Here is a 23,264-nt window from a genome sequence, read left to right on the forward strand (position 1 = left end):
CACCTTATTATTTTTAGGCAAATCCCCCACAAGGCTCCGTCTCGCCTGGAATAATCCGATCTATCTTGACCAGTCCTTTTTTGGACTTTCCAATAGGTGCCCCGCCTCGATAAATCACATATTGAGCAATTGCAGAATGATTATTCACCATGGGCCTGACATAAGGATCGAATGGAACATCAATAACAAACCCATTGGCCGCTTCGACTAAAGTCATTACCTTCCGGAACTGATGGACAGGGGTCAGCGCGGGACCGCTGCCATTCAGCGACCCGAAGCCTTGCCACTCAAGCACACACTCGTCTCGATCCTGAAAAATCGGATCCGCTAATACTTGCACCCTTACCTTCTGCCAAACCGGAACCGGCGTGGTGCAGTTCAGATATCCCCATAACGTCGCATCAGGGAATTTTGGCTCCGCCATCGTTGGTGCGGGCGCATGATCGATCGTCAGTTTGCGAATCGGTGAAGGGTCGAAATTTCCGTTAGCGCTATGCTCTAACAGATAGCGAATTTCGGCTGTACCGTCGACGTTCATCATTTGAGGTGTTATTGGAAATGTGAACTCCCGTCGATCATCTACCTGATAGTATCTGTTTATAAAGATATTCGTTTCTGTTGGAGAATTTATTGGCTGCCTCCAATAAACCGTAAGCTCCGTATATATTCCGGGCTGCCCCGGAAAATCGGCCCAACGCGTTATTCTTCCGGTCGTTCCGTTAGTCAGCTGCTCTAAAGGAATATGACCCTCCGGGTCCAGTTCACTCACGCCATCTATGCGCAAAGCTACAGCTGTGATTTGACCGTTCGGCTGTGCCATTTGTATCGCGCTCCGGATAAGTGCGCTGCGGGCGCACATTGCCTAACGAAGTCCTCGATTCAATTAGGCGCCGGGTATATATGTTTGCCTACTGTCATATCTGACAGTTCAACCTACCGTTCATCGGCCGGCGTCTCGGCGGGTACGCCTTGGGCTTCTCCAAGTAGTTCCACAGCACAGCGGGCAATATGCTGGCACGCCTTCGCCAGTTCCATCCGACCTATCACCAACCCAATCCGAATAAGCCCCGCCGCACTCGGCCCGAACGCCTCCCCCGCCAGCACCGACACGCCGTAGCCGTCCAGCAGCCGCTCGGCAAATGCCTGCGCTGCCAGGCCGGTCTCGCGTACATCGACCATCACGAACATGCCGCCGTCGGGCCGCACGGGCTTGAGACCAGGACAACCTTCAAGCGCCGCGCACACCAGGTCCCGACGCTGGCGATACTTTTCGCGCATCTGCGCCACTTCCGGCAGCTCCCGCTTAAGGGCAACCTGGGCTGCGCGCTGGACAAAGTCCGGCAGACCGAACAGCATGCACAGCGACAGGTTCGCCAAGTGCTGGGCCAGGGGCTCGGGGCCGATCGCCCAGCCGATGCGCCAGCCGGTCATGGCGTGGGATTTGGACAGGCTGTTGATGGTCACGGTGCGCTCGGCCATGCCCGGCAGGCCGGCCGGGCTGATGTGTGCGCCTTCGTACAGCAAGTCGCTGTAGACCTCGTCGCTGATCAACCAGAGATCGTGCTCGGTGCACAGCTGGGCGAGTGCTTGCCAGGTCGGCAGCGGCAGGCTGGCGCCGGAGGGGTTGTTGGGGCTGTTGATCAGCATGGCGCGGGTGCGTGGGGTAATCAGCCGGGCGACGTCGTTCGGCTGGACCCGGAAGCCGTTTTCGGGACTCACCGGCACCGGCACCACTTTCGCCCCGCAGGCGCCAAAGACCGCTTCGTAGGTGACGTACATCGGCTCGGCGACGATCACTTCATCGCCAGGGTCGAGCAGGCATTGCGCGACCGCATAGACGGCACATTGCGCCCCGGGCAGTACCGTGACGTGGCCGGCGCCCACCGGTTGGCCGCAGCGCTGTTGATGGCGCCGGGCGATGCTGGCGCGCAACGAGTGCAGGCCGCGCGTATCCGAGTAGTGGGTATCGCCGGCCCGCAAGCTGGCGACGGCGGCCTCGACGATGGCGGGCGGGGTGTCGAAATCCGGATCGCCCACCGAGAGCAACAGCACTTCCCTGCCCTCCCCGCGCATGGCCAGCGCCCGGTCATGGATTTCCCAGGCGGCAGCGCCGTCACCGGTGATGCGTTGGGTCAGGGCTGAAAAGCGCATGTCATTTCCTTGTGAGTTGCGGTATTGAGCTCAACCCTATCTCAAATCCCGAAGCGCGCCACCGTTTGGATGGCCTTGCGCATTGACGCCCCGCCCTCACCCATGGTCTCCTGTGCGCCTGTTTGGGTGCCCTTCACAGGGTGAAACGGGAAACCGGTGAATCGTGTGCTTTACTTCAAGGCCACGTCAGTCCGGTGCTGCCCCCGCAACGGTAAGCGAGTGAAGCGTCGAAACCACTGTGCATGCGCATGGGAAGGTGACGCTTTCAGGCAAGGCTCAGGCCCTGCCCCTCGTGAGCCCGGAGACCGGCCCATGACTTCTTTTCAACAAACCCGCGGTGGGCGGGCGCTGTTCGAATCCCGGCGAGTCTTCGCCTGGGTTTTCATTGCGCTCGGTCCGCCCGCTGACACCAGAGGGAAGCGCCATGTCGACCATCAGCAGCACCGCCCGCACGACCAGTAGCACCGTCACCCTGAGCCAGCGCTTGAGCGCCGCGGTCCTTGCCTCGATTCTCGGCGCGGGCCTGGTGTATTTCGCCGGTTTCTCCCACATCGAAGCGGTGCACAACGCAGCCCACGACACACGGCACAGCGCCGCGTTCCCGTGCCATTGAGCGCCGACGCCATGATCAAGCGTATCGCGCAAACCGCCGGTTTCAGTGGATTGTTGGCCGCCCTGCTGCTGACTCTTCTACAAAGTTTTTGGGTATCGCCGCTGATCCTGCAAGCCGAGACCTACGAAAAGGCCCCGGCCGCCGAGGTCCATGAACACGCCGCTGGGGTTGCACACAGCCATGACGCGCAAGCCTGGGAGCCGGAGGACGGCTGGCAACGCGTGCTCTCCACCACCGGCGGCAACCTGGTGGTCGCGGTGGGTTTTGCGCTGATGCTGGCGGGCCTGTACACCTTGCGTGAACCGACGCGCACATCCCAGGGTTTGCTCTGGGGCCTGGCCGGCTATGCCACCTTCGTCCTGGCGCCGACGCTGGGCTTGCCGCCGGAACTGCCGGGCACCGCTGCGGCGGATCTGGCCCAACGGCAGATGTGGTGGATCGGCACCGCTGCGTGTACGGCGGTGGGCATCGCCCTGATTGCGTTCGGTCGGCATTGGCTGTTGAAAGTGTTGGGCCTTGCGACCCTGCTGATTCCTCACGTCATTGGCGCCCCGCAGCCGGACGTGCATTCGATGCTCGCGCCCGAGGCGCTGGAAAGTGAGTTCAAGCTCGCTTCGCAATTGACCAATGTTGCGTTTTGGCTGGCCTTGGGCCTGATCAGCGCCTGGCTGTTCCGCCGTGGTGCACAGGCTCACGACCAAGCATGAGTGGCGGGCCGATCCTGGTGGTCGGCCTCGGCTGCCAGCGCGGTTGCTCGGCCAGCACGTTGCGGGCATTGCTTGAGCAGACGCTGCTGGCCCACGGTATCGCGCTCGACGAAATAAGGGCATTGGCGAGCATTGACCGCAAGCGTGACGAGCCGGGGCTGCTGGAGTTGGCAGCGCAATTATCGCTGCCGCTGACGTGTTTCAGCGCTGAACAACTGGCGGGTTATCAAGCACAGCTCAGCCATCGCTCAGCCATCGCTTTCGAGCGTACGGGTTGCCATGGCGTCGCCGAAAGCGCCGCCCTCGCCCTGGCCGATCAACTGGGTGTTTCGCCCGCGAGATTGCGAGTCACCCGCCAGAAAGGCCCGCAGGCGACATTGGCATTGGCGATGGCTTTGTAACATTCGATAATCGACTGCCGAATCATGAGCATTGCTCATGCACGCCCTCATCTTTGCATAGGAACCGGTCATGACCGTTTACTTCATCGGCGCCGGCCCTGGCGATCCGGAGCTGATCACCGTCAAGGGCCAGCGGCTGATTCGCAACTGCGCCGTGATCATCTACGCCGGCTCCCTGGTGCCAACGGCCGTGCTGGAAGGCCACCGCGCCGAACAGGTGGTCAACAGCGCCGAGCTGCACCTGGAACAGATCATCGATCTGATAAAGACGACACACCTCAACGGTCAGGATGTAGCGCGAGTGCACTCCGGCGACCCGAGCCTTTACGGCGCGATCGGCGAGCAGATCCGCTGCCTGCGGGAGCTGGACATTCCTTTCGAAATCATCCCGGGCGTGACCGCCACTTCAGCCTGCGCCGCTCTGCTCGGTGCCGAGTTGACACTGCCGGACATATCCCAAAGCGTGATCCTGACCCGCTATGCCGACAAAACCGCCATGCCCACTGGAGAAGAGTTGGTCAGCCTGGCGCAACACGGCGCCACCATGGCGATTCACTTGGGCGTCAACCATCTGGAAAAAATCGTCGATGAGCTGCTGCCCCACTACGGCGCGGATTGTCCGATTGCGGTAATTCACCGGGCGACGTGGCCCGATCAGGATTGGGTGGTGGGGACGATGGAGGATATTGCCGCAAAGGTACAGGCCAAGGGCTTTCGGCGTACGGCGTTGATTCTGGTGGGACGGGTGTTGGGCAATGATGTATTCAGCGAATCATCGCTGTACCGCGCTGGACATGCGCATCTCTACCGGCCCTGACTTGTCGGCGCACCCGGATCCCTTGTGGGAGCGAGCCTGCTCGCGAAAGCGGTGGGTAAGCCACTGTGATGTTGGATTTGCTGGCCTCATCGCGAGCAAGCTCGCTCCCACTGGCACCGGCGACGGTCCTAGGATGGCATGCTGGTCGCAGGCGCTTTTGTGGCGAGGGGATTTATCCCCGCTGGGCTGCGCAGCAGCCCTATCTCCCTAGATTTCGCGGCTTGATAAGGGGGCGCTACGCGCCCCAACGGGGATAAATCCCCTCGCCACAATCAGTAGTAGGCGTTTTCTTTCTGCGTGTGGTCGGTCACGTCGCGTACGCCCTTGAGTTCCGGGATGCGCTCGAGCAAGGTGCGCTCGATGCCTTCCTTCAAGGTGACGTCGGCCTGGCCGCAGCCCTGGCAGCCGCCGCCGAACTGGAGTACGGCGATGCCGTCTTCCACCACGTCGATCAACGATACCTGGCCGCCGTGGCTGGCCAGCCCCGGGTTGATTTCGGTTTGCAGGTAGTAATTGATGCGCTCGTTGACCGGGCTGTCGGCGTTGACCATCGGCACTTTCGCGTTCGGTGCCTTGATGGTCAGCTGGCCGCCCATTCGGTCAGTGGCGTAGTCGACCACCGCATCGTCCAGGAAAGCTTCGCTGAACGAATCGATGTACGCGGTGAAGCTTTTGAGCCCCAGCGCGGTGTCTTCAGGTTTTTCTTCTCCCGGCTTGCAGTAGGCAATGCACGTCTCTGCGTACTGGGTGCCGGGCTGGGTGATGAAGATGCGGATCCCGATACCCGGGGTGTTCTGCTTGGACAGCAGGTCGGCCAGGTAATCGTGGGCGGCATCGGTAATGGTAATGGCGGTCATGGAAACTCCTCGCAGGCTTGCCGGCAGTTTACGCCAATCATCGCGCCGGACAAAGTCCTAGTATTTTTGTCAGGAAAGAACCCGACGATGTGAAGGCGCATCGCCAGGCGCCTCGCAGAGATTCTGGTAGCGATTCATGTCCAGCACCCCTGCTTCCATGGGGTCGGTTTCCTGAATGTATCGGCTCAGGTCGTGGAAGTACTGCCAGAACCGCGGATGGCTGCGACGAATCCCCCAGCGCTCGACAACCCGCTCGAGCGCCGCCGCATCCGGCGCGCGTTCCATGGCGTCGACAAATGCCGGCACCTGCAAACATGAGCGATATTCATGCAAAAGCCCAGCATGATCAAATACCGCACAGGTTTGCTATGATTTCGGCTTTCGTAATGGTCTTTTTTTCCAGGTAGTCCTATGTCCGATCGCAGCGCTCGCCTCCATCTTCTCCAGCAAGCCCTCAAGGAACGCATCCTGATCCTCGATGGCGGCATGGGCACGATGATCCAGAGCTACAAACTGGAAGAACAGGACTACCGGGGCAAGCGTTTCGCCGACTGGCCAAGCGACGTCAAGGGCAACAACGACTTGCTCGTACTGACCCGCCCCGACGTGATCGGCTCGATTGAAAAAGCCTACCTGGATGCCGGCGCCGACATCCTCGAAACCAACACCTTCAACGCCACCCAGGTGTCCCAGGCGGACTATGGCATGCAGGGCCTGGCCTATGAATTGAACCTGGAAGGCGCGCGCCTGGCCCGCCAGGTCGCCGACGCCAAGACCCTCGAAACCCCGGACAAGCCGCGCTTCGTCGCCGGCGTGCTCGGCCCGACCAGCCGCACCTGCTCGCTGTCGCCGGACGTGAACAACCCCGGCTACCGCAACGTGACCTTCGACGAACTGGTGGAGAACTACACCGAAGCCACCAAGGGCCTGATCGAAGGCGGCGCCGACCTGATCCTGATCGAAACCATTTTTGACACGCTGAACGCCAAGGCCGCGATTTTTGCCGTGCAAGGTGTCTACGAAGAACTGGGCGTCGAACTGCCGATCATGATCTCCGGCACCATCACCGACGCCTCCGGCCGCACCCTCTCCGGCCAGACCACCGAAGCCTTCTGGAACTCCGTGGCCCACGCCAAGCCGATCTCGGTCGGTCTGAACTGCGCCCTCGGCGCCAGCGAATTGCGTCCATACCTGGAAGAGCTGTCGAACAAGGCCAGCACCCACGTATCGGCTCACCCGAACGCCGGCCTGCCCAACGAATTCGGCGAATACGATGAACTGCCGGTGGACACCGCCAAAGTCATCGAAGAGTTTGCCCAGAGCGGTTTCCTGAACATCGTCGGCGGCTGCTGCGGCACTACTCCGGCGCACATCGAAGCGATCGCCAAGGCCGTGGCCGGTTATGCGCCGCGGCAGATTCCGGAGATTCCCCGGGCGTGCCGCCTGTCGGGGCTGGAACCGTTCACCATCGATCGCAGCTCCTTGTTCGTCAACGTCGGCGAGCGGACCAACATCACCGGTTCCGCCAAGTTCGCCCGGCTGATCCGCGAGGACAACTACACCGAAGCGTTGGAAGTGGCCTTGCAACAAGTCGAGGCCGGCGCCCAGGTGATCGACATCAACATGGACGAGGGCATGCTCGATTCGAAGAAGGCCATGGTGACCTTCCTCAATCTGATCGCTGGCGAACCGGACATCTCCCGGGTGCCGATCATGATCGACTCCTCCAAGTGGGAAGTGATCGAAGCGGGCCTCAAGTGCATCCAGGGCAAGGGCATCGTCAACTCCATCAGCATGAAGGAAGGCGTCGAGCAGTTCATCCACCACGCCAAGCTGTGCAAGCGCTACGGCGCCGCGGTGGTGGTGATGGCCTTCGACGAAGCCGGCCAGGCCGACACCGAGGCGCGCAAGAAGGAAATCTGCAAGCGCTCCTACGACATCCTGGTCAATGAAGTCGGCTTTCCCCCAGAAGACATCATCTTCGACCCGAACATCTTCGCCGTCGCCACCGGCATCGAAGAGCACAACAACTATGCCGTGGACTTCATCAACGCCTGTGCCTACATCCGCGACGAACTGCCTTACGCGCTGACCTCCGGCGGCGTGTCCAACGTGTCGTTCTCGTTCCGCGGCAACAACCCGGTGCGCGAGGCGATCCACTCGGTATTCCTGTTGCATGCGATCCGTGCGGGCCTGACCATGGGCATCGTCAACGCCGGCCAATTGGAGATCTACGACCAGATCCCGGTGGAACTGCGCGACGCCGTGGAAGACGTGATACTCAACCGCACCCCCGAGGGCACCGATGCCCTGCTCGCCATCGCCGACAAGTACAAGGGCGACGGCAGCGTCAAGGAAGCGGAAACCGAGGAATGGCGCGGCTGGGAAGTGAACAAGCGCCTGGAGCATGCGCTGGTCAAAGGCATCACCACCCATATCGTTGAAGACACCGAGGAGTCGCGGCTGTCGTTCGCCCGGCCGATCGAAGTGATCGAAGGCCCGCTGATGGCGGGCATGAACATCGTTGGCGACCTGTTTGGCGCCGGCAAGATGTTCCTGCCCCAGGTGGTCAAATCCGCCCGCGTGATGAAGCAGGCGGTGGCGCACCTGATCCCGTTCATCGAGGCGGAAAAAGGCGACAAGCCGGAGGCCAAGGGCAAGATCCTCATGGCGACGGTCAAGGGCGACGTGCATGACATCGGCAAGAACATCGTCGGCGTCGTGCTCGGGTGCAACGGCTATGACATCGTCGACCTCGGCGTGATGGTGCCGGCGGAGAAAATCCTCCAGGTCGCCAAGGACGAGAAGTGCGACATCATCGGCCTGTCCGGCCTGATCACCCCGTCCCTGGACGAAATGGTGCACGTGGCTCGCGAGATGCAGCGCCAGGATTTCCACCTGCCGCTGATGATCGGCGGCGCCACCACCTCCAAGGCCCACACGGCGGTGAAGATCGAGCCCAAGTACAGCAACGACGCGGTGATCTACGTCACCGACGCCTCCCGCGCCGTGGGCGTGGCGACCCAGTTACTGTCCAAGGAGCTGAAGCCGGCGTTCGTCGAGAAAACCCGCCAGGACTACATCGACGTCCGCGAGCGTACCTCCAATCGCAGCGCCCGTACTGAGCGCCTGAGCTACCCGGCGGCCGTGGCGAAGAAGCCGCAGTTCGACTGGAGCAGTTACCAGCCGGTCAAGCCCACCTTCACTGGCGCACGGGTGCTGGACGACATCGACTTGAACGTCCTGGCCGAATATATCGACTGGACGCCGTTCTTCATTTCCTGGGACCTGGCCGGCAAATACCCACGCATCCTCACCGACGAAGTGGTCGGCGAAGCGGCCACGGCATTGTACGCCGATGCCCGGGCGATGCTGCGCAAGCTGATCGACGAAAAACTCATCAGCGCCCGCGCCGTGTTCGGCTTCTGGCCGGCCAACCAGGTGCATGACGATGACCTGGAAGTCTATGGCGACGACGGCAAGCCACTGGCGCGCCTGCATCACCTGCGCCAGCAGATCATCAAGACCGACGGCAAGCCGAACTTTTCCCTGGCCGACTTCGTCGCGCCGAAGGACAGCGGCGTCACCGATTACGTCGGCGGTTTCATCACCACCGCCGGCATCGGCGCCGAAGAAGTCGCCAAGGCGTATCAGGAAGCCGGCGACGACTACAACTCGATCATGGTCAAGGCCCTGGCCGACCGTTTGGCCGAAGCCTGCGCCGAGTGGCTGCACCAACAGGTGCGCAAGGAACACTGGGGTTACGCCAAGGACGAAAGCCTGGACAACGAGGCGCTGATCAAGGAGCAATACACCGGCATCCGCCCTGCCCCCGGCTACCCGGCCTGCCCGGATCACACCGAGAAGGCTACGCTGTTCCGCCTGCTCGACCCAGAAGCCAGCGAACTGAAAGCCGGACGCAGCGGCGTGTTCCTCACCGAACACTACGCCATGTTCCCGGCGGCGGCGGTCAGCGGCTGGTACTTCGCCCACCCTCAGGCGCAATACTTCGCCGTAGGCAAGATCGACAAGGATCAGGTCCAGAGCTACACCGCGCGCAAGGGCCAGGACTTGAGCGTGACTGAACGCTGGCTGGCGCCTAACCTGGGCTACGACAACTAAGCGGAAAATACCGGCCGGTCGACGCGCTGATGTCGACCGGCCGGCTTTCATCGCCACGGCTGCGTATCAGTTACGGCGTGAGGGTCCGGGCTGAGGCGAGCCGCTGCGCGGTGGCTCCGACTCTTCGGCGACGCCCTCCAATACGCCCATCTCTTTTCGGGTCAGCTCGACCAACGCCTGCCTTTCAAGATCGTCGATTTCCTTGCTCTTGGCATTCAATTGCCGGCCATACTCGTGCGCATCGATATCACCTTCGTCGCGACGGTCCTCCAGCTCGTTCAGAAGATCCTCGCGCCGCTGGTAGGTCGCATCATCTATTTCGCGCATTTGTTCTGGGTAACGCTCCCGGAGGTAGCTCGTCCAGTATTCACGCGACAACATGTCCTTGAGCAGTTCATCGCCCTGCTCCGCCTCAAGTACCGAGTCGCGCACCTGCTCCAGTTGCGCTTCGGTGACCGGCACACCATAGGCCATGTGTTCAGGCTGTCCTGGCAAATCGATTCCGTCGCCCCATCCACTCGTCAGGCCAATGCGATAGCGCAGGCGGACCTCTGCCCGGTCCATGCCTTGCCCGTTCGCTTCGGCCAACGTATCGACCCGGTCCAGCCGAAACAGCTGACGGGACAAGCGCAGCAGCGCCCGCCCCCTGCGCTCCAGGCTGCCGAGAGGAATGTCGCGCAACGCTTGATAGACAAACACACGAACCTCCAGCTCGCTGAACGTCAAGATGCGTCCGTCGATGCAGGTGCCGTGGGTTTCGGCGCTCTGAAACAGCAACTGGCGCAGTTCGCCGTTTTCGCTGGCCGCTTCCAGGACGTTCCATACCCGTTGCGTCAATGCCGCGCGGCTACGCCTGAAATCGATGGTGTTACACAAGTGGGCGAGCAACTGGAAAAGTCGTTCGTGATCGTTTTCCTCGGCCAGTTGCGTCCAGATTTTCTTCCGAGCCGTCATCTGATCACCGCTGGAGCCGACCAGCCATTGCTTCAGCGCCTGCGCCGACGTATCGCCTGCCGGATTGAGAACAGGCTCGGCCTCAGGGAAGACGGCATGAGGATCCTGATGGAAGTTGCCGTCTCCACCGCCATCCGAGTCGTCATCAAAATCAGAACCATTGCCTTGCGGCGCTTCCAATCCGGCGATCCATTCATCGAGTTCTTCTCGGGAAAGGCCCATGACTTCTTCGTGGTTATTTTCTTCCAGGTAATCCCTCAGTGCTTGAAGGGTGGGAAGCGACAGGTCTTCGTTATCACTCAGGTCCATTCCGGCCACGAGTGTTTCATGACTGCCATCGAGCAAGTCCGGCGCAAGGTCCGTGAACTCGTTGCCGCTCACGTTCAGCTCCCTCAGGTCTTGCGCATCCAGCAGATGGCTGGGCCAGTCTGATAACTCGTTATAACTGAGATCCAGCGATTCGATCCGACCAAAGTCCGGTGGATCGAATGCTCTCAATCCGTTGGTGCTGAGGTTCAGCGAACGCAGGCGACCATGGGTCAATAACGGGTAAGCCGCCCCCGACGGCAAATTGTTGTACCCAAACCCCAAGTGCTCCAATTGCGGCATTTGCAGGACGGCATCCGGTACGGCGCTCAGTTCATTGCTGCCCAGGTCCAGGTGTCTCAGCTGAGGAAAAGCCCCGAGGAAACCGTTTGAACCTTGTTCGGTTATCAGGACGCCTGAAAGATCCAGCATCGTCACCCCAGGAATCGAATCGACCAGCTCAGGCAAGTCGCCTAGCTGCAGGCCATGCAGGCTGAGTGTCTGCCCTGGGCCACCGTAACGCATCAATTCTCTTTGCCACGCCTCGCGAATGCTCCCCGCCGCAAGGGCGCGGCTTTGCGCGGACACGGAGCCCCTGGCTACGCGTATTTCCCGGATAAAAAGCCAGCCATTCAATCGACGCGTCAGCGAAATATACGCCTGGTGCCACTGGTTGATCTGACTGTCGATTTGCCCGTCGGTCATGCCCTGTTCACGCCATCGCTCCAGCACCAGGACCGACTGTCGCTGTGTCAGGAGCGGATCCAGCCGCTTCAGGCGAAGCTGCCGCCCGGCATCGCCCTCGACCACTGCCGACGCCTCGGGGAGCGCCAATAGATGTCGAGCCGTGGACCAACTCGTTTCTGTCGGCGGGAACTCGGACGGTACAGTCTCCCCGGAGAATCGAGCCAAAGCGCCATGGGGAAGCCCTCTCGCATCCTCGACCCGTCGTTGTGCCTCGCCCAGCGCCGCCTCGCCTTCGGGATTGAAGGGGTTGCCGGTCACATCGACCTTCAGCAGGATGTCGTCGCTGGCCAGCGCGGCGGGTGAGAGCGATTGGATCTGGTTGTCCCGCAAGTCGAGCCAGGACAGGTTCGGCAAGCTCTCGGCACCGGTTGGCCAAGCTTGCAGCCGGGTTGACCTGAGGTTCAAAGCCCTGAGTTGGGTCAAGGCACTGACATCGAAACCGTTGAGGGGATTGTTCTCCAGGTTCAGTTGTTCAACTGTCTGCAAGCCATTGAACTGCGCCTGGACCGCAGGCGTGGCGAGCAGGTTGTTATCGCGCAAGTCGAGTTGTTTCAAGGCCGGCAAGTCTTCGGCGGCAAAAGGCAATTCGCTGAAGCCGTTGCCGCTGATATCCAATGTCCGCGTACCGGTGAATGCTCTAAAAAAGCTACGTGCCTGCGCGGCAGGAACATCCAACGATCCCAGGCGCAACGTTTCCACATGGGAAAAGCTGCCGGCCGGCAGCACCGGAAGCGTTGTCAGCTTTTTAGCGGGAAGACTCGATTCGAATGGCGGCAATTCGAGCGTTGCGATTTCAGTCGTCGGTAAATCGAGACGTTGGCGAACCGCACGACGCCAGCTGTCTCGCAAGGCTCGGAACAGGGGTCCACCGCCCCGCCACCACAGTGTCGAAGGCATCGAAGGCGTCGATGTTTCCGGCCCCGTCACCTCATACTGCGCAAAAATTTCATCGTGTTCCGCCCTGATGGCCTCTACCGCGTCAAAGCGTGACTGGTGAGTATGCAGAGTGCTGTCGAATCGCTCCGGCAGGCGCCCATAGAATTCCGCCTCACCAATGAGCAATCGCAATTGCCCGCGACAGTACCCGTCGACCATCTGGTCCACATCGGCCAGATGGCCGAACTCACCGGCATAATCGCGGACGTACCGGTAGGCACGCGCGAACGACTCCGGGGTCAGCGCCGACCAATTGAGCGACATGCCTGGCCACAGCGCTTCACGACCTTCGTATAGCCAATCAGGCAACGTATGGATCGATGTGCGCACCAGGTCCAGGCGTTCGAGCAAAGGAAGACGCTGCACATATTCGGGCCATTGCGTCAGGGCCTGGGGCGCCTCGATGGTCAAACTCCGCAAATGATTCAACGGTGTCAGGTCGAGATCACCAATGACCGCTGCATCGAAACCTGAATAATCGAGATGTAACGTCTCCAGTGAGGTCAGCCTGGTGAGCGTCGCCGGGAAATCCTCTGCCAATGAGGAAGCAGCCGTAGAGAATCGCAGGCTGGTGAGCCCCGGCATCTGGCTCACCGCCTGCGGCAAGATGGTCAAGTGCTGCGCTTGGGCGAAAAGAGAACCGATGTATTGGCGTTCCCGACCGCCAATCGACAATCTCGTGACGCCAGGGAAGCGCACCAGGAACGCATCCACGTTGGCGTCTGTCAGGCCGTTGCCGACCAACGACAATTCACGCACGTGCGGAAAATCGAAGGGCATTTCAGGCGGCGGCACCTCGGTGGAAAGCGATAGTCGCGCCGCTTCGGCCGAGTCTTGCGCCAGCGGTCCATTGCGCCAGCTCTCCGTGAGCGCCTGCGCAAATTGACGCCTGTGGAAATCGGCAGGACTGCCTGTAGAAGGCCCCCGCCAAAGGTCGAGCGTGTCATTGAGCGACTGCCACTCACGCTGGCGAATTTGCAATAGCGAATAGATCTGTCGATCTGTCTTGCCCTGCTGTTGCCTGAAAAAGGCATCGGTTTGCTCCGCGCCTGGATAAAGCTCTTCCACCCGTGCCCTGAGGGACGGATCCAGCCCCTGCCCTCGTCCACTCGCGTAGTAACCCTTGAGCGTCGCGCTTACGCGGATCGGCGGCTTGAAACGTTTGGCATGAGGTTCAAGGAACGATGTCATTGCCTTGTGGTGCACGTCTGCGTATTCGATGACCTTGCGTTGCAGTACGGCGCCTTGCTCGACATCCGACAGCCCCAGTGCAGAAGACGCCTCCTCAGGCAGCGCCCGGAGAATCGAACGGTAGAAGTTGCCGCCCGTGTCAGGGAGCTGCCCCAATTCGTTGAGCGCCTGATAACGAGGTCCGTTTTTGATCAAGTATTTTTTCTGCGGTGCATCTTCAGCGCCGATGCTGTCAAGCAAAGCCCCTTCGACGCCTCCCTCACGCACTTCCAGACGCAGCGTATCCGGCCATCCCGGCAGTTTTTCCAGGGCTCGCAATGCCAGTCGCCGACTGTCGGCCGAAGGGATATTTTCGCTGCGCAACCCTGCGTACGCCCGCACCTGGCGTCCTTGTCGCGCATACCAACGCGCCTCTTCCAATAGGTTCAGCGGCGCGCGCCGCGTCGCGTCCAGACGGGCGAGATCCGCAGCCCGGCCATGGGCGATCACCTCTTGGGCGGCGGCCTCGCTAAGGCCCGGGCACTCAAGCTGCAACGTGCGAATTCGAGCGTCCGCAGCTTCCGTGCCTTTGTACAGCCTGTCGAATACCTGCGAACGGGTGACAGATTCCGTTGCGTCTTGCGGCTGGCCGATCACGCGGCCTGCCTCGGCATCCGTCTTGAACAGGCGCATCGCATCCTTCAGTTCGGGAGGCGGCGGCGCTAGGTCCATGTGCATTTTGCGTAGTGTGTTGTCGCTGACACCGCTGATGTCCGCGAGCCTGAGCAGCACGTCATCGGAAAATACCGCAGTCTCATGACCGATGCGCCTGAGCAGCGTCAGGCGATCCCAGGTCATCGGGCGCTCCAGGGAATGGCGCCAGGCGCCAGCGCCGTTATGCAAGAGGATGGGTTGATAGGCCGCATCGTCGGTCGGATGTCTGATGCGCCATTTGTGCACCGATGCATCAAAAAACTGCTCGTAGACCTTGTCACCCTGACGGATATAGGTCTTCCCATCGATTTGGTATTGGCCCAACGCGTTCGGAACATTCGTGCTGTCGAGTGTGACCGCACGCTCATAGCGACTCAGGTCGGGTTTCCACAGGCGTGTTTCGCCATTGGGCAATGTCACGGGCTCAAGACGCTCGATCACCGGCTCCGCCTTGATCGCGGCCAGCTTGCCGATTCCTGCGCCCGCACCGGCCATCACGGCCATCATTGCCAGGTTTTCGGCGATATCGACCAAGTGGGCCCTGGCTGCCCGTTTGTCACCCTCGCCCCACTCCACCGCACCTTCAAGGGTTTCGTACAGCAGCTGTTCGGCCATGAAAACCATCATCACCTCGCCCAGCACCGGAACGAACATGGACGCGATGTTCACAGCAAACAGCCCTAGCTGCAGGAGGCTGGCCAGTTTCGCTGCCCTCGCCTTGGCGTCGACATCATTCGTGGGGACCGCATGGCTGCGCGCATCGGCCAGTACCTGTTCACGGTGCCGGTCATAGAGGTACTGCCACGGATCGAGGTTATCGGCCCACAATACGCGGCCTTTCTGGCCCACCGACGAGGGCGCGATGTAGGGGTTGGGTTCGCGCTCCATTTTGGGATGCTTAGGGGGGAACTGATTAACGCTCACCAAATGCCGGACAGGCCCCAGGATAGCCGCCCAGTCATTCATGGGCTCAGCGATCCAGCGCAATTTATCCCCTGGGGAGTCGGCAGCCTGCCGGACAAACTGGCTGAAGAAATAAGGTCGCTTGTCGTAGGGAACGAACTGACTGAAAAAACGCTGGTAAGGCGTGGGACCGGTGTCTGGTCGCGCCGTATCCGGGGTGGTGAGCAATTGCTTGAAACGGGTTTTCAGTTGATCGCCGTTGTATCGCTTTAGCGGATGCTTGGGGTCATGGGGAACGTAGAGAATGACTTCGTCGCTGTAGCGATCTATTTCGCAAGGAGTAAACGCGACGCAGCCCACCATCCTCTGCTTCATCAACGTCATGTCCTCGAACCAGACCGGCGTATTGCCTATCCGAGGATTGTTCTCGCCATTGATGACCGAGAGGATCATCGCGTGATCCTTGGGCTCGATATCCTTCGCCAACAACGCTTGCTCGGCGGCGGCCCTCATCGCGGCTTTCTGGTTGGCAATGAAATGCTCGCGAAGCGTCGTTTCGGTCGCGGCGTCAGCCGGATAGAAAAAAGACTTGAGATAGGTCTGGTACTTCGTACCGATATCCAGGCTGCGGCACAGCTTGAGGAACTGACCGACCGACACGTTCAGTACCACGGAAGAGCCTGTGCCGTGTGTGCCTGCTTTCATGACGAATCCAGAACTGTGATGGTAGGCATGGGGGTCACACTCCCAGCTTTCGAAGTTGTGCAGCGCGGCCTGTAGCATGGGCAACGCCAACACTTCGAACGTGCTCAGTTCCGTCTTGAACAACCCCATTTCCATTGCTCTTCTGAGGCATAGCCAGGTCTTGTCGACATCCGCCTCGACTCCGAACTGATCTTTTAATGCCTGGACCAACAACGGCTTGGCGAACGTGTCGATGTCCCGGAACGACGACATCGTCTTATCCAGATGAATCCGTGCGGCAGCACTTTCCTTGAAGCAGGCGTCCACGACCTTACGCTGGTCTGGCGAAGCATTCGTATACCAGGCGGGCTTTTGCGTTCCGGCTTGTTTCAGCGCCTGCCGGCGTTGTGTCGATGCTTCGATAAGCCATGCAGGCATGGCAGTCTCCAGAAAGTCTGCGTGCACACTCTCCGTGGCCCGTGACCCTGGCTGTGGTTTTTTCTTCGGGTTGCGTGTGGAATTCGGTGGCATACATCGCTCCTTTGAATGAAGCGACAGCAGACCCGTTCGGCGAGCCGCATCGGCGGTAGATAGTTATAGGCCGTCGGAAAACATCGTAACGAATCCCCAAGCATGGCCGAACCCTCCACGAAGGCGCAGATTGACTATGCTGGGTGGGAACCGATTTTCAGCGAGGGATTTATGGACGATCCAGTCGACAACAAGCCGCCCACCCTGTTGCAGATGATGCACAGCGTGCTCGCCGCGGCTTTTGGTGTGCAGAGCGGCAAGAACCGCGCCCGCGATTTCACCCACGGCAAGCCGAGTCACTTCGTGATACTGGGGATCGCTTTCACGGTGATCTTCGCCTTGACGCTGTTTGGCATCGTCAAGCTGGTGGTGCATCTGGCGGGGTTGTAGCTCCCTTCAACACCATACATGACCCTGTGGGAGCGAGCCTGCTCGCGATAGCGATTGTTCAGTCAAACATGAAGCGACTGACACACCGCTATCGCGAGCAGGCTCGCTCCCACATTGCGTTGCGCGTTGAGTTGAAAATTATTGATGACTGACCCAGAACACCGCCGTGCCCACCACCAGGATAATCAGGAACAAAATGGCCCAGGCATCAACGGTACTGTCGCTTTTCCTTGCTTTGGTCGAATTGCTCATTGCATCGCCTCTTGTCGGTTTTGTAGGTGATTGCATAGGGACTCGACCACAGTTAAGACGATGATTGCCCGCACGACAAATGTGGATTAGCCGATAACTTATCTCATTAGTCGATTTCGTTCTTTACATATACTCAAACATCACTTTTGCGCATAACTCAAAACAGGTATCTTGCATCGGCTCCTCTAGGAGTGCGCGGCCGTGCGCGCAGAATTGCCGAGGCAGAACCCGATTCCAGCGAGCCAAGACGCAGCTGTTTCTGATCGGCCCAAGCCTGAGACCGAGACTTATATGTACGTATATGACGAGTACGATCAGCGGATCATCGAGGACCGCGTCAAGCAGTTCCGTGATCAGACCCGACGCTATCTGGCAGGCGAGCTGAGCGAAGAAGAATTCCGCCCTCTGCGCTTGCAGAATGGCCTGTATATCCAACGCTTCGCGCCGATGCTGCGCGTGGCGGTGCCCTATGGCCAACTGACCTCGCGCCAGGTGCGCAAGCTGGCGCAGATTGCCCGCGACTACGACAAGGGCTACGCCCACATCAGTACCCGGCAGAACGTCCAGTACAACTGGCCGGCGCTGGAAGACGTGCCTGAGATCCTCGCCGAACTGGCCACCGTGCAGATGCACGCGATCCAGACCAGCGGCAACTGCCTGCGCAACGTCACCACCGACCAGTTTGCCGGCGTCGCGGCCGATGAGCTGATCGACCCACGTCCATGGTGCGAAATCGTCCGTCAATGGACCACGTTCCACCCGGAATTCGCCTACCTGCCGCGCAAGTTCAAGATCGCCATCAACGGCTCGAGCTCGGACCGCGCGGCCATCGAAGTCCATGACATCGGCCTGGAAACGGTCTACAACGCCGCCGGCGAGCTGGGCTTCCGTGTACTGGTGGGTGGAGGCCTGGGCCGTACGCCGGTGGTCGGTGCGTTCATCAACGAGTTCCTGCCATGGCAGGACCTGCTGAGCTACCTCGACGCCATCCTGCGGGTATACAACCGCTACGGCCGTCGCGACAACAAGTACAAGGCGCGGATCAAGATCCTGGTCAAGGCCCTGACGCCTGAAGTGTTCGCCGAAAAGGTCGAGGCCGAAATGGTCCACCTGCGCGGCGGCCAGACCACCCTGACCGAAGCCGAAGTCCACCGTGTGGCCAAGCACTTCGTCGACCCGGACTACAAGGCCCTGGGCAACCAGGATGCGGAACTCGCCGCCCTCGACAAGGAGCATCCAGGTTTCGCCCGCTGGCGTACCCGTAACACGCTGGCTCACAAGAAGCCCGGCTATGTCGCGGTGACCCTGTCGCTGAAACCGACCGGCGTGGCGCCAGGCGATATCACCGACAAGCAACTGGACGCCGTCGCCGACCTGGCCGATCGCTACAGTTTCGGCCAACTGCGCACCTCCCACGAGCAGAACATCATCCTGGCCGATGTTGAACAGAGCCAGTTGTTCACCCTGTGGGGCGAGCTGCGCGAACAAGGTTTCGCCACCCCGAACATCGGCCTGCTGACCGACATGATCTGCTGCCCGGGCGGTGATTTCTGCTCCCTGGCAAACGCCAAATCGATCCCGATCGCCGAATCGATCCAGCGCCGCTTCGACGACCTGGACTACCTGTTCGATATCGGTGAGCTGGACCTGAACATTTCCGGTTGCATGAACGCCTGTGGTCACCACCACGTTGGCCACATCGGCATCCTGGGCGTGGACAAGAAAGGCGAAGAGTTCTACCAGGTCTCCCTCGGTGGCAGCGGCAGCCGCGACGCCAGCCTGGGCAAGATCCTCGGGCCATCGTTTGCCCAGGACGACATGCCGGATGTGATCGAGAAACTGATCGACGTGTACATTGAACAACGTACCGAAGACGAGCGTTTCATCGACACTTATCAACGTATCGGCATCGACCTCTTCAAGGAACGCGTCTATGCAGCGAATCATTAAGAACAACGAAGTCATCGACGAGACCTGGCACCTGCTGCCCAAGGACGCGACCCTCGATGGCATCTCCAATTGCGACGACCTGATCGTGCCCCTGGCCCTGTGGCGCGATCACGCCCACGCCCTCAAGGCCCGCGATGGCGGCCTGGGTGTGTGGCTAGACGCCGACGAGGAAGCCGAGGAAATCGGAGATGACGCCAATCAGCTCCAGGTCATCGCCCTGAACTTCCCGGCCTTCACCGACGGGCGCAGCTACTCCAATGCCCGTCTGTTGCGTGAACGCTACGGCTTCAAGGGTGAACTGCGGGCCATTGGCGACGTGCTGCGCGACCAGTTGTTCTACATGCGCCGCTGCGGTTTCGACGCCTTTGCCCTTCGCGCCGATAAAGACCCGTACGAAGCCCTCGAAAGCCTCAAGGACTTCTCGGTGACTTATCAGGCGGCCAGTGACGAACCGCTGCCGCTGTTTCGTCGTCGCTGATACCTGATACACAAAAAAGCCCTGGACCGGGTGACCGGTTCAGGGCTTTGTTTGTTGAAGGATATTGAGAGCAGAACCTAATCTTCAGCCCGCCTTGGCCCCATGTTGGAGCGAGCTTGCTCGCGATAGCGGTTTGCCTGGGCAGGTGATGTTGAATGTACCGCCGCCATCGCGAGCAAGCTCGCTCCCACGGGGTTTAGTGGTGGCCACCCGCCTCGAATTACCAAAACCGCTGCTGGGTCAGGCGGCTCCACCAACTGAGCAGCACACGATCCACCGAACCGCTTGCCGCCATGCCGATGCGTTCCTGCAGGCTTTTGCGTTCGGCATAGTGCAGGTGGTACAGCTCGGCACCCTTGGCCCTTTCGGCCAGGTACTCGTCGCTGGTTTTCAGCTCGTCCACCAAGCGCTTTTCCAGCGCCGCGACACCCAACCACACTTCACCTGTGGCAACGTCATCGATCGCCAGCTGCGGGCGGTACGTGGCGACAAAGTTCTTGAACAGCGCATGGGTAATGTCCAGGTCTTCCTGGAATTTTTCCCGGCCCTTTTCCGTGTTCTCGCCAAACACCGTCAACGTTCGCTTGTATTCGCCGGCGGTCAGCACCTCGAAATCGATGTCGTGTTTCTTCAGCAGGCGATTGACGTTGGGCAACTGCGCCACGACGCCGATGGAACCGAGAATCGCAAACGGGGCGCTGATGATCTTCTCGCCGATGCACGCCATCATGTAACCGCCGCTGGCCGCCACCTTGTCGATGCACACCGTCAACGGTACGCCCGCCTGGCGGATCCGCGCCAGCTGCGACGAGGCCAGGCCGTAGCTGTGGACCATGCCGCCGCCGCTTTCCAGGCGCAGCACGACCTCGTCCTTGGGCGTCGCCAGGGTCAGGAGCGCGGTGATTTCATGACGCAGGCTTTCGGTGGCGGAGGCCTTGATGTCACCGTCGAAATCCAGCACGAAGACCCGAGGCTTGGCAGCCGGTTTGTCCTTCTGCTTTTTTTCGGCCTTTTCAGCCTTGCCTTCGCTCTTGCGCAGGGCCTTGAGCTGCTCCTTGTCCAGCAGCGTCTGCTCCAGGCGCTCGCGCAACCCTTTGTAGAAATCGTTGAGCTTGCTGACCTGCAGCTGCCCCACCGACTTGCGCCGCCCCTTGCTGCGCAGCGCAGCGAAACTGGCCATGACCACCAGGATGGCGATGACCAGCGTGACCGTCTTGGCCAGGAAACCGGCGTATTCGACGAAAAACTCCACAGCGACTCCTTAAATGCAATGCGCCATTTGAACGCAGGCGCGTAACGCTGCCAGCATACCCATGCGCTTGCCCTGCTACCAGCCATGAAATCTGTGGTTACGTTAGCTCGGACGAGCCTGGATAACGCGGTAACGGCCATTTCAAACAAGCGTATGTTTTTTCATTGACACGCCATCGCCATCCTCATAACCTCGCCAAACCTTCAACGTACCGGGATGACGCGGACGTGGGCAGCATTTATCTGATTCGACATGGCCAGGCCTCCTTTGGTGCGGACGACTACGATGTCCTCTCGCCCAACGGCATACGCCAGGCGCAAGTGCTGGGCAGCCACCTGGCGCAGCTCGGTGTCGTGTTCGACCGCTGCCTCTCGGGCGACCTGCGTCGCCAACAGGACACCGCCACTGGCGCGCTGGGCCAGATGAGCGCCGCCGGCCTGCCGGTTCCGGAACTGGAAATCGACGCCGCCTTCAACGAATTCGATGCCGACGCGGTCATCCGCGCCCTGCTCCCGGACATGCTCCCCCAGGAGCCCGAGGCCCTCGACATTTTGCGCAACGCCGCGCAGAACCGCGCCGAGTTCCAGCGCATCTTCGCCTTGATCGTCGAGCGCTGGCTCAGCGGCCGCTACGACCCTCCGGGGCTGGAGAGCTGGCTGGGTTTCGTCGAACGGGTCCAGGCTGGCCTGCACCGCATCCTCGACAACGCCGACAAGACGCACAAGATCGCCGTGTTCACCTCCGGCGGGACCATCACCGCCCTGCTCCACCTGATTACCCAGATGCCCGCCAGGCAGGCCTTCGAGTTGAACTGGCAGATCGTCAACACCTCGCTCAACCAGCTGAAATTCAGGGGCCGCGAGGTGGCCCTGGCTTCCTTCAACAGTCATGCGCACCTGCAACTGCTGAAGATCCCGGACCTCATCACCTTCCGCTGAGTCCGGTTTGCTGTAGACCCCTGCTGTATTACCCCGAATAAGGATCGAAACCATGACCTCCGTAGCCGACGCCGTAAAAGCCATGCAAGCCAAGTTCAACCCAGCCGCCGCTGCCGGCCTGGACCTGGTATTCGGTTTCAACATCACCGACGAAGACAAGCAGTACGCCCTGATCGTGAAGGACGGCACCTGCGACATCCAGGAAGGCGAGAATCCAGACGCCAACTGCACGCTGGTCCTGGACAGTCAGACCCTCAAGGACATCGTCAGCGGCGAAACCGACGGCATGCAAGCATTCATGGGCGGCAAGCTGCGCGTTGAAGGCGACATGATGCTGTCGATGAAACTGTCCGAGCTGTTCCCGTCCTGAGATCAGGTCGCCCTGGCTGTATCCAAATCCCGCCCTTGTGGCGGGATTTTTTGTTTCTCGCCGCAAACCTTACAATGCTCGTTCACCCCGCCTCGGCCTGAACATGGACATCGACCTCGCTCGCACTTTCCTGGAAATCGTCCGCCACGGCAGCCTCGCCGCCGCGGCAGAGAAACTGCACGTCACCCAGACGGCAATCACCGCCCGGGTCCAGAAGCTTGAAAGCCAACTTGGCTGCGGGTTGTTCGTGCGCAATCGGGCCGGCGCGCGACTGACCAGTGATGGCGAAGCCTTCGTGGTCTATGCCAACCAGCTTGTGCAAACGTGGGAGGCCGCCCGCCGTGACCTGCCGCTGCCAGAGGGCTATCGCAACGTCTTGCACCTGGGCGGCGAAGTCAGCCTGTGCAACCCCTTGATGCTTGCCTGGGCCGGCGAGCTGCGCCAGAAAATTCCCGGCCATGCCCTGCGCATGGACATCCGCGACGGCGAAAACCTGCTGCAGCAACTGGAGCTGGGCCTGCTGGACGCGGCGGTGGTGTATCAGCCCGAGTACTGGCCGCGGCTCCAGGTTGAGCAGTTGCTGGAAGAAAAACTGATCCTGGTGCGCCTGGCCGCTCGTCCCGAACCTTACGTGTACATCGACTGGAGTGCCGATTTCCGTCGCCAGCACGACACGGCGCTGCCGGACAAGGCCAAGGCCGCGGTGACCTTCAATCTTGGGCCCCTGGCGTTGCAGTACATCCTGGAAAACGGCGGCAGCGGTTATTTCCGCACTCGGGTCGTGCAGAGCTACCTGGACAGCGGCATTCTGGAGCGAGTGCCCAAGGCGCCGGAATTCAATTACCCGACCTACCTGGTGTATTCAAGGGACCGGGATTCGGCCGCGTTGCAGCAGGCGTTCGACGTGCTGCGGGACATCGTCAAGACTGGCAGCGACTGGTCTCAGCGCTGGGATCCGCTGGGATAATGGATTGGGTGGGCCGCTTCGCGGCCCAGCGGGAGCAAGCTCCCTCGCCACAAA

General features: G+C 60.6%; 16 protein-coding genes, 1 pseudogene and 1 riboswitch. Of the genes and pseudogenes, 11 read left to right on the plus strand and 6 right to left on the minus strand.

Annotated features, from left to right (window positions below; translation table 11 throughout):
- Positions 1-13 precede the first annotated feature (13 nt).
- Together ACLK1G_RS05425 and ACLK1G_RS05430 are read right to left on the minus strand one after the other, a co-directional pair.
- Entirely contained in the window at positions 14-820 is an 807-nt protein-coding gene (locus ACLK1G_RS05425; RefSeq protein WP_420764491.1) for a hypothetical protein, read from the minus strand.
- Between the two features lie 113 nt (positions 821-933).
- Positions 934-2,151 (minus strand): pyridoxal phosphate-dependent aminotransferase, encoded by a 1,218-nt coding sequence (locus tag ACLK1G_RS05430; RefSeq protein WP_420764492.1) that lies wholly within the window; start codon positions 2,149-2,151, stop codon positions 934-936.
- Between the two features lie 107 nt (positions 2,152-2,258).
- Positions 2,259-2,479, plus strand: a riboswitch (cobalamin riboswitch).
- Positions 2,480-2,575: 96 nt separating this feature from the next.
- Here ACLK1G_RS05430 and ACLK1G_RS05435 point away from each other — a divergent pair.
- From ACLK1G_RS05435 to cobM, 4 genes are all read left to right on the plus strand, one after another.
- Positions 2,576-2,764, plus strand: a complete 189-nt coding sequence (locus ACLK1G_RS05435) for a CbtB domain-containing protein (RefSeq protein WP_420764493.1) — start codon at positions 2,576-2,578, stop codon at positions 2,762-2,764.
- Between the two features lie 11 nt (positions 2,765-2,775).
- The gene (locus ACLK1G_RS05440) at positions 2,776-3,471 is read left to right on the plus strand and encodes a CbtA family protein (protein ID WP_420764494.1); all 696 of its coding nucleotides are present in this window, start codon (positions 2,776-2,778) and stop codon (positions 3,469-3,471) included.
- Positions 3,468-3,872, plus strand: a complete 405-nt coding sequence (locus tag ACLK1G_RS05445) for a cobalamin biosynthesis protein (RefSeq protein ID WP_420764495.1) — start codon at positions 3,468-3,470, stop codon at positions 3,870-3,872. Before ACLK1G_RS05440 ends, ACLK1G_RS05445 begins: the two co-directional genes overlap by 4 nt.
- Before the next feature lie 70 nt (positions 3,873-3,942).
- A complete protein-coding gene (gene cobM / locus ACLK1G_RS05450; protein WP_420764496.1) occupies positions 3,943-4,689 on the plus strand; it encodes a precorrin-4 C(11)-methyltransferase in 747 nt (248 codons plus the stop codon).
- A gap of 272 nt (positions 4,690-4,961) precedes the next feature.
- On the opposite strand, the gene nfuA is transcribed toward cobM, so the two are convergent.
- Both nfuA and ACLK1G_RS05460 read right to left on the minus strand, forming a co-directional pair.
- On the minus strand, positions 4,962-5,546 hold the full coding sequence (nfuA, locus tag ACLK1G_RS05455; RefSeq protein ID WP_003182850.1) for a Fe-S biogenesis protein NfuA: 585 nt from the start codon (positions 5,544-5,546) through the stop codon (positions 4,962-4,964).
- A 69-nt stretch (positions 5,547-5,615) separates the two neighbouring features.
- A pseudogene (locus ACLK1G_RS05460) lies at positions 5,616-5,855 on the minus strand (fatty acid cis/trans isomerase); the annotation flags it as partial.
- Positions 5,856-5,957: 102 nt separating this feature from the next.
- Here ACLK1G_RS05460 and metH point away from each other — a divergent pair.
- Complete coding sequence (metH, locus tag ACLK1G_RS05465; protein ID WP_420764497.1) at positions 5,958-9,668, plus strand: methionine synthase; 3,711 nt, start codon at positions 5,958-5,960, stop codon at positions 9,666-9,668.
- 66 nt (positions 9,669-9,734) lie between these two features.
- Here metH and ACLK1G_RS05470 read toward each other — a convergent pair whose 3' ends face one another.
- A complete protein-coding gene (locus ACLK1G_RS05470) occupies positions 9,735-16,520 on the minus strand; it encodes an NEL-type E3 ubiquitin ligase domain-containing protein (protein ID WP_420764498.1) in 6,786 nt (2,261 codons plus the stop codon).
- 264 nt (positions 16,521-16,784) lie between these two features.
- Between ACLK1G_RS05470 and ACLK1G_RS05475 the strand changes: the two genes are divergently transcribed.
- From ACLK1G_RS05475 to ACLK1G_RS05485, 3 genes are all read left to right on the plus strand, one after another.
- Positions 16,785-17,003, plus strand: a complete 219-nt coding sequence (locus tag ACLK1G_RS05475; RefSeq protein WP_024781254.1) for a DUF2970 domain-containing protein — start codon at positions 16,785-16,787, stop codon at positions 17,001-17,003.
- A 543-nt stretch (positions 17,004-17,546) separates the two neighbouring features.
- On the plus strand, positions 17,547-19,205 hold the full coding sequence (locus tag ACLK1G_RS05480; protein ID WP_420764499.1) for a nitrite/sulfite reductase: 1,659 nt from the start codon (positions 17,547-17,549) through the stop codon (positions 19,203-19,205).
- The gene (locus tag ACLK1G_RS05485; RefSeq protein WP_420764500.1) at positions 19,189-19,683 is read left to right on the plus strand and encodes a DUF934 domain-containing protein; all 495 of its coding nucleotides are present in this window, start codon (positions 19,189-19,191) and stop codon (positions 19,681-19,683) included. The genes ACLK1G_RS05480 and ACLK1G_RS05485 overlap by 17 nt, the downstream gene beginning before the upstream one ends.
- 220 nt (positions 19,684-19,903) lie before the next feature.
- On the opposite strand, the gene sohB is transcribed toward ACLK1G_RS05485, so the two are convergent.
- On the minus strand, positions 19,904-20,935 hold the full coding sequence (sohB, locus tag ACLK1G_RS05490) for a protease SohB (RefSeq protein WP_420764501.1): 1,032 nt from the start codon (positions 20,933-20,935) through the stop codon (positions 19,904-19,906).
- A gap of 227 nt (positions 20,936-21,162) precedes the next feature.
- Between sohB and ACLK1G_RS05495 the strand changes: the two genes are divergently transcribed.
- The 3 genes from ACLK1G_RS05495 (at position 21,163) to ACLK1G_RS05505 (ending at position 23,210) form a co-directional block, all read left to right on the plus strand.
- Entirely contained in the window at positions 21,163-21,873 is a 711-nt protein-coding gene (locus tag ACLK1G_RS05495) for a histidine phosphatase family protein (RefSeq protein WP_420764502.1), read from the plus strand.
- Between the two features lie 52 nt (positions 21,874-21,925).
- Positions 21,926-22,243 (plus strand): SCP2 sterol-binding domain-containing protein, encoded by a 318-nt coding sequence (locus ACLK1G_RS05500; RefSeq protein WP_016774477.1) that lies wholly within the window; start codon positions 21,926-21,928, stop codon positions 22,241-22,243.
- 103 nt (positions 22,244-22,346) lie between these two features.
- Complete coding sequence (locus ACLK1G_RS05505; protein ID WP_420764503.1) at positions 22,347-23,210, plus strand: LysR family transcriptional regulator; 864 nt, start codon at positions 22,347-22,349, stop codon at positions 23,208-23,210.
- The last annotated feature ends 54 nt before the right edge of the window (positions 23,211-23,264 follow it).

The organism is Pseudomonas algeriensis, assembly GCF_048847255.1.
Taxonomy (GTDB): Bacteria; Pseudomonadota; Gammaproteobacteria; order Pseudomonadales; family Pseudomonadaceae; genus Aquipseudomonas.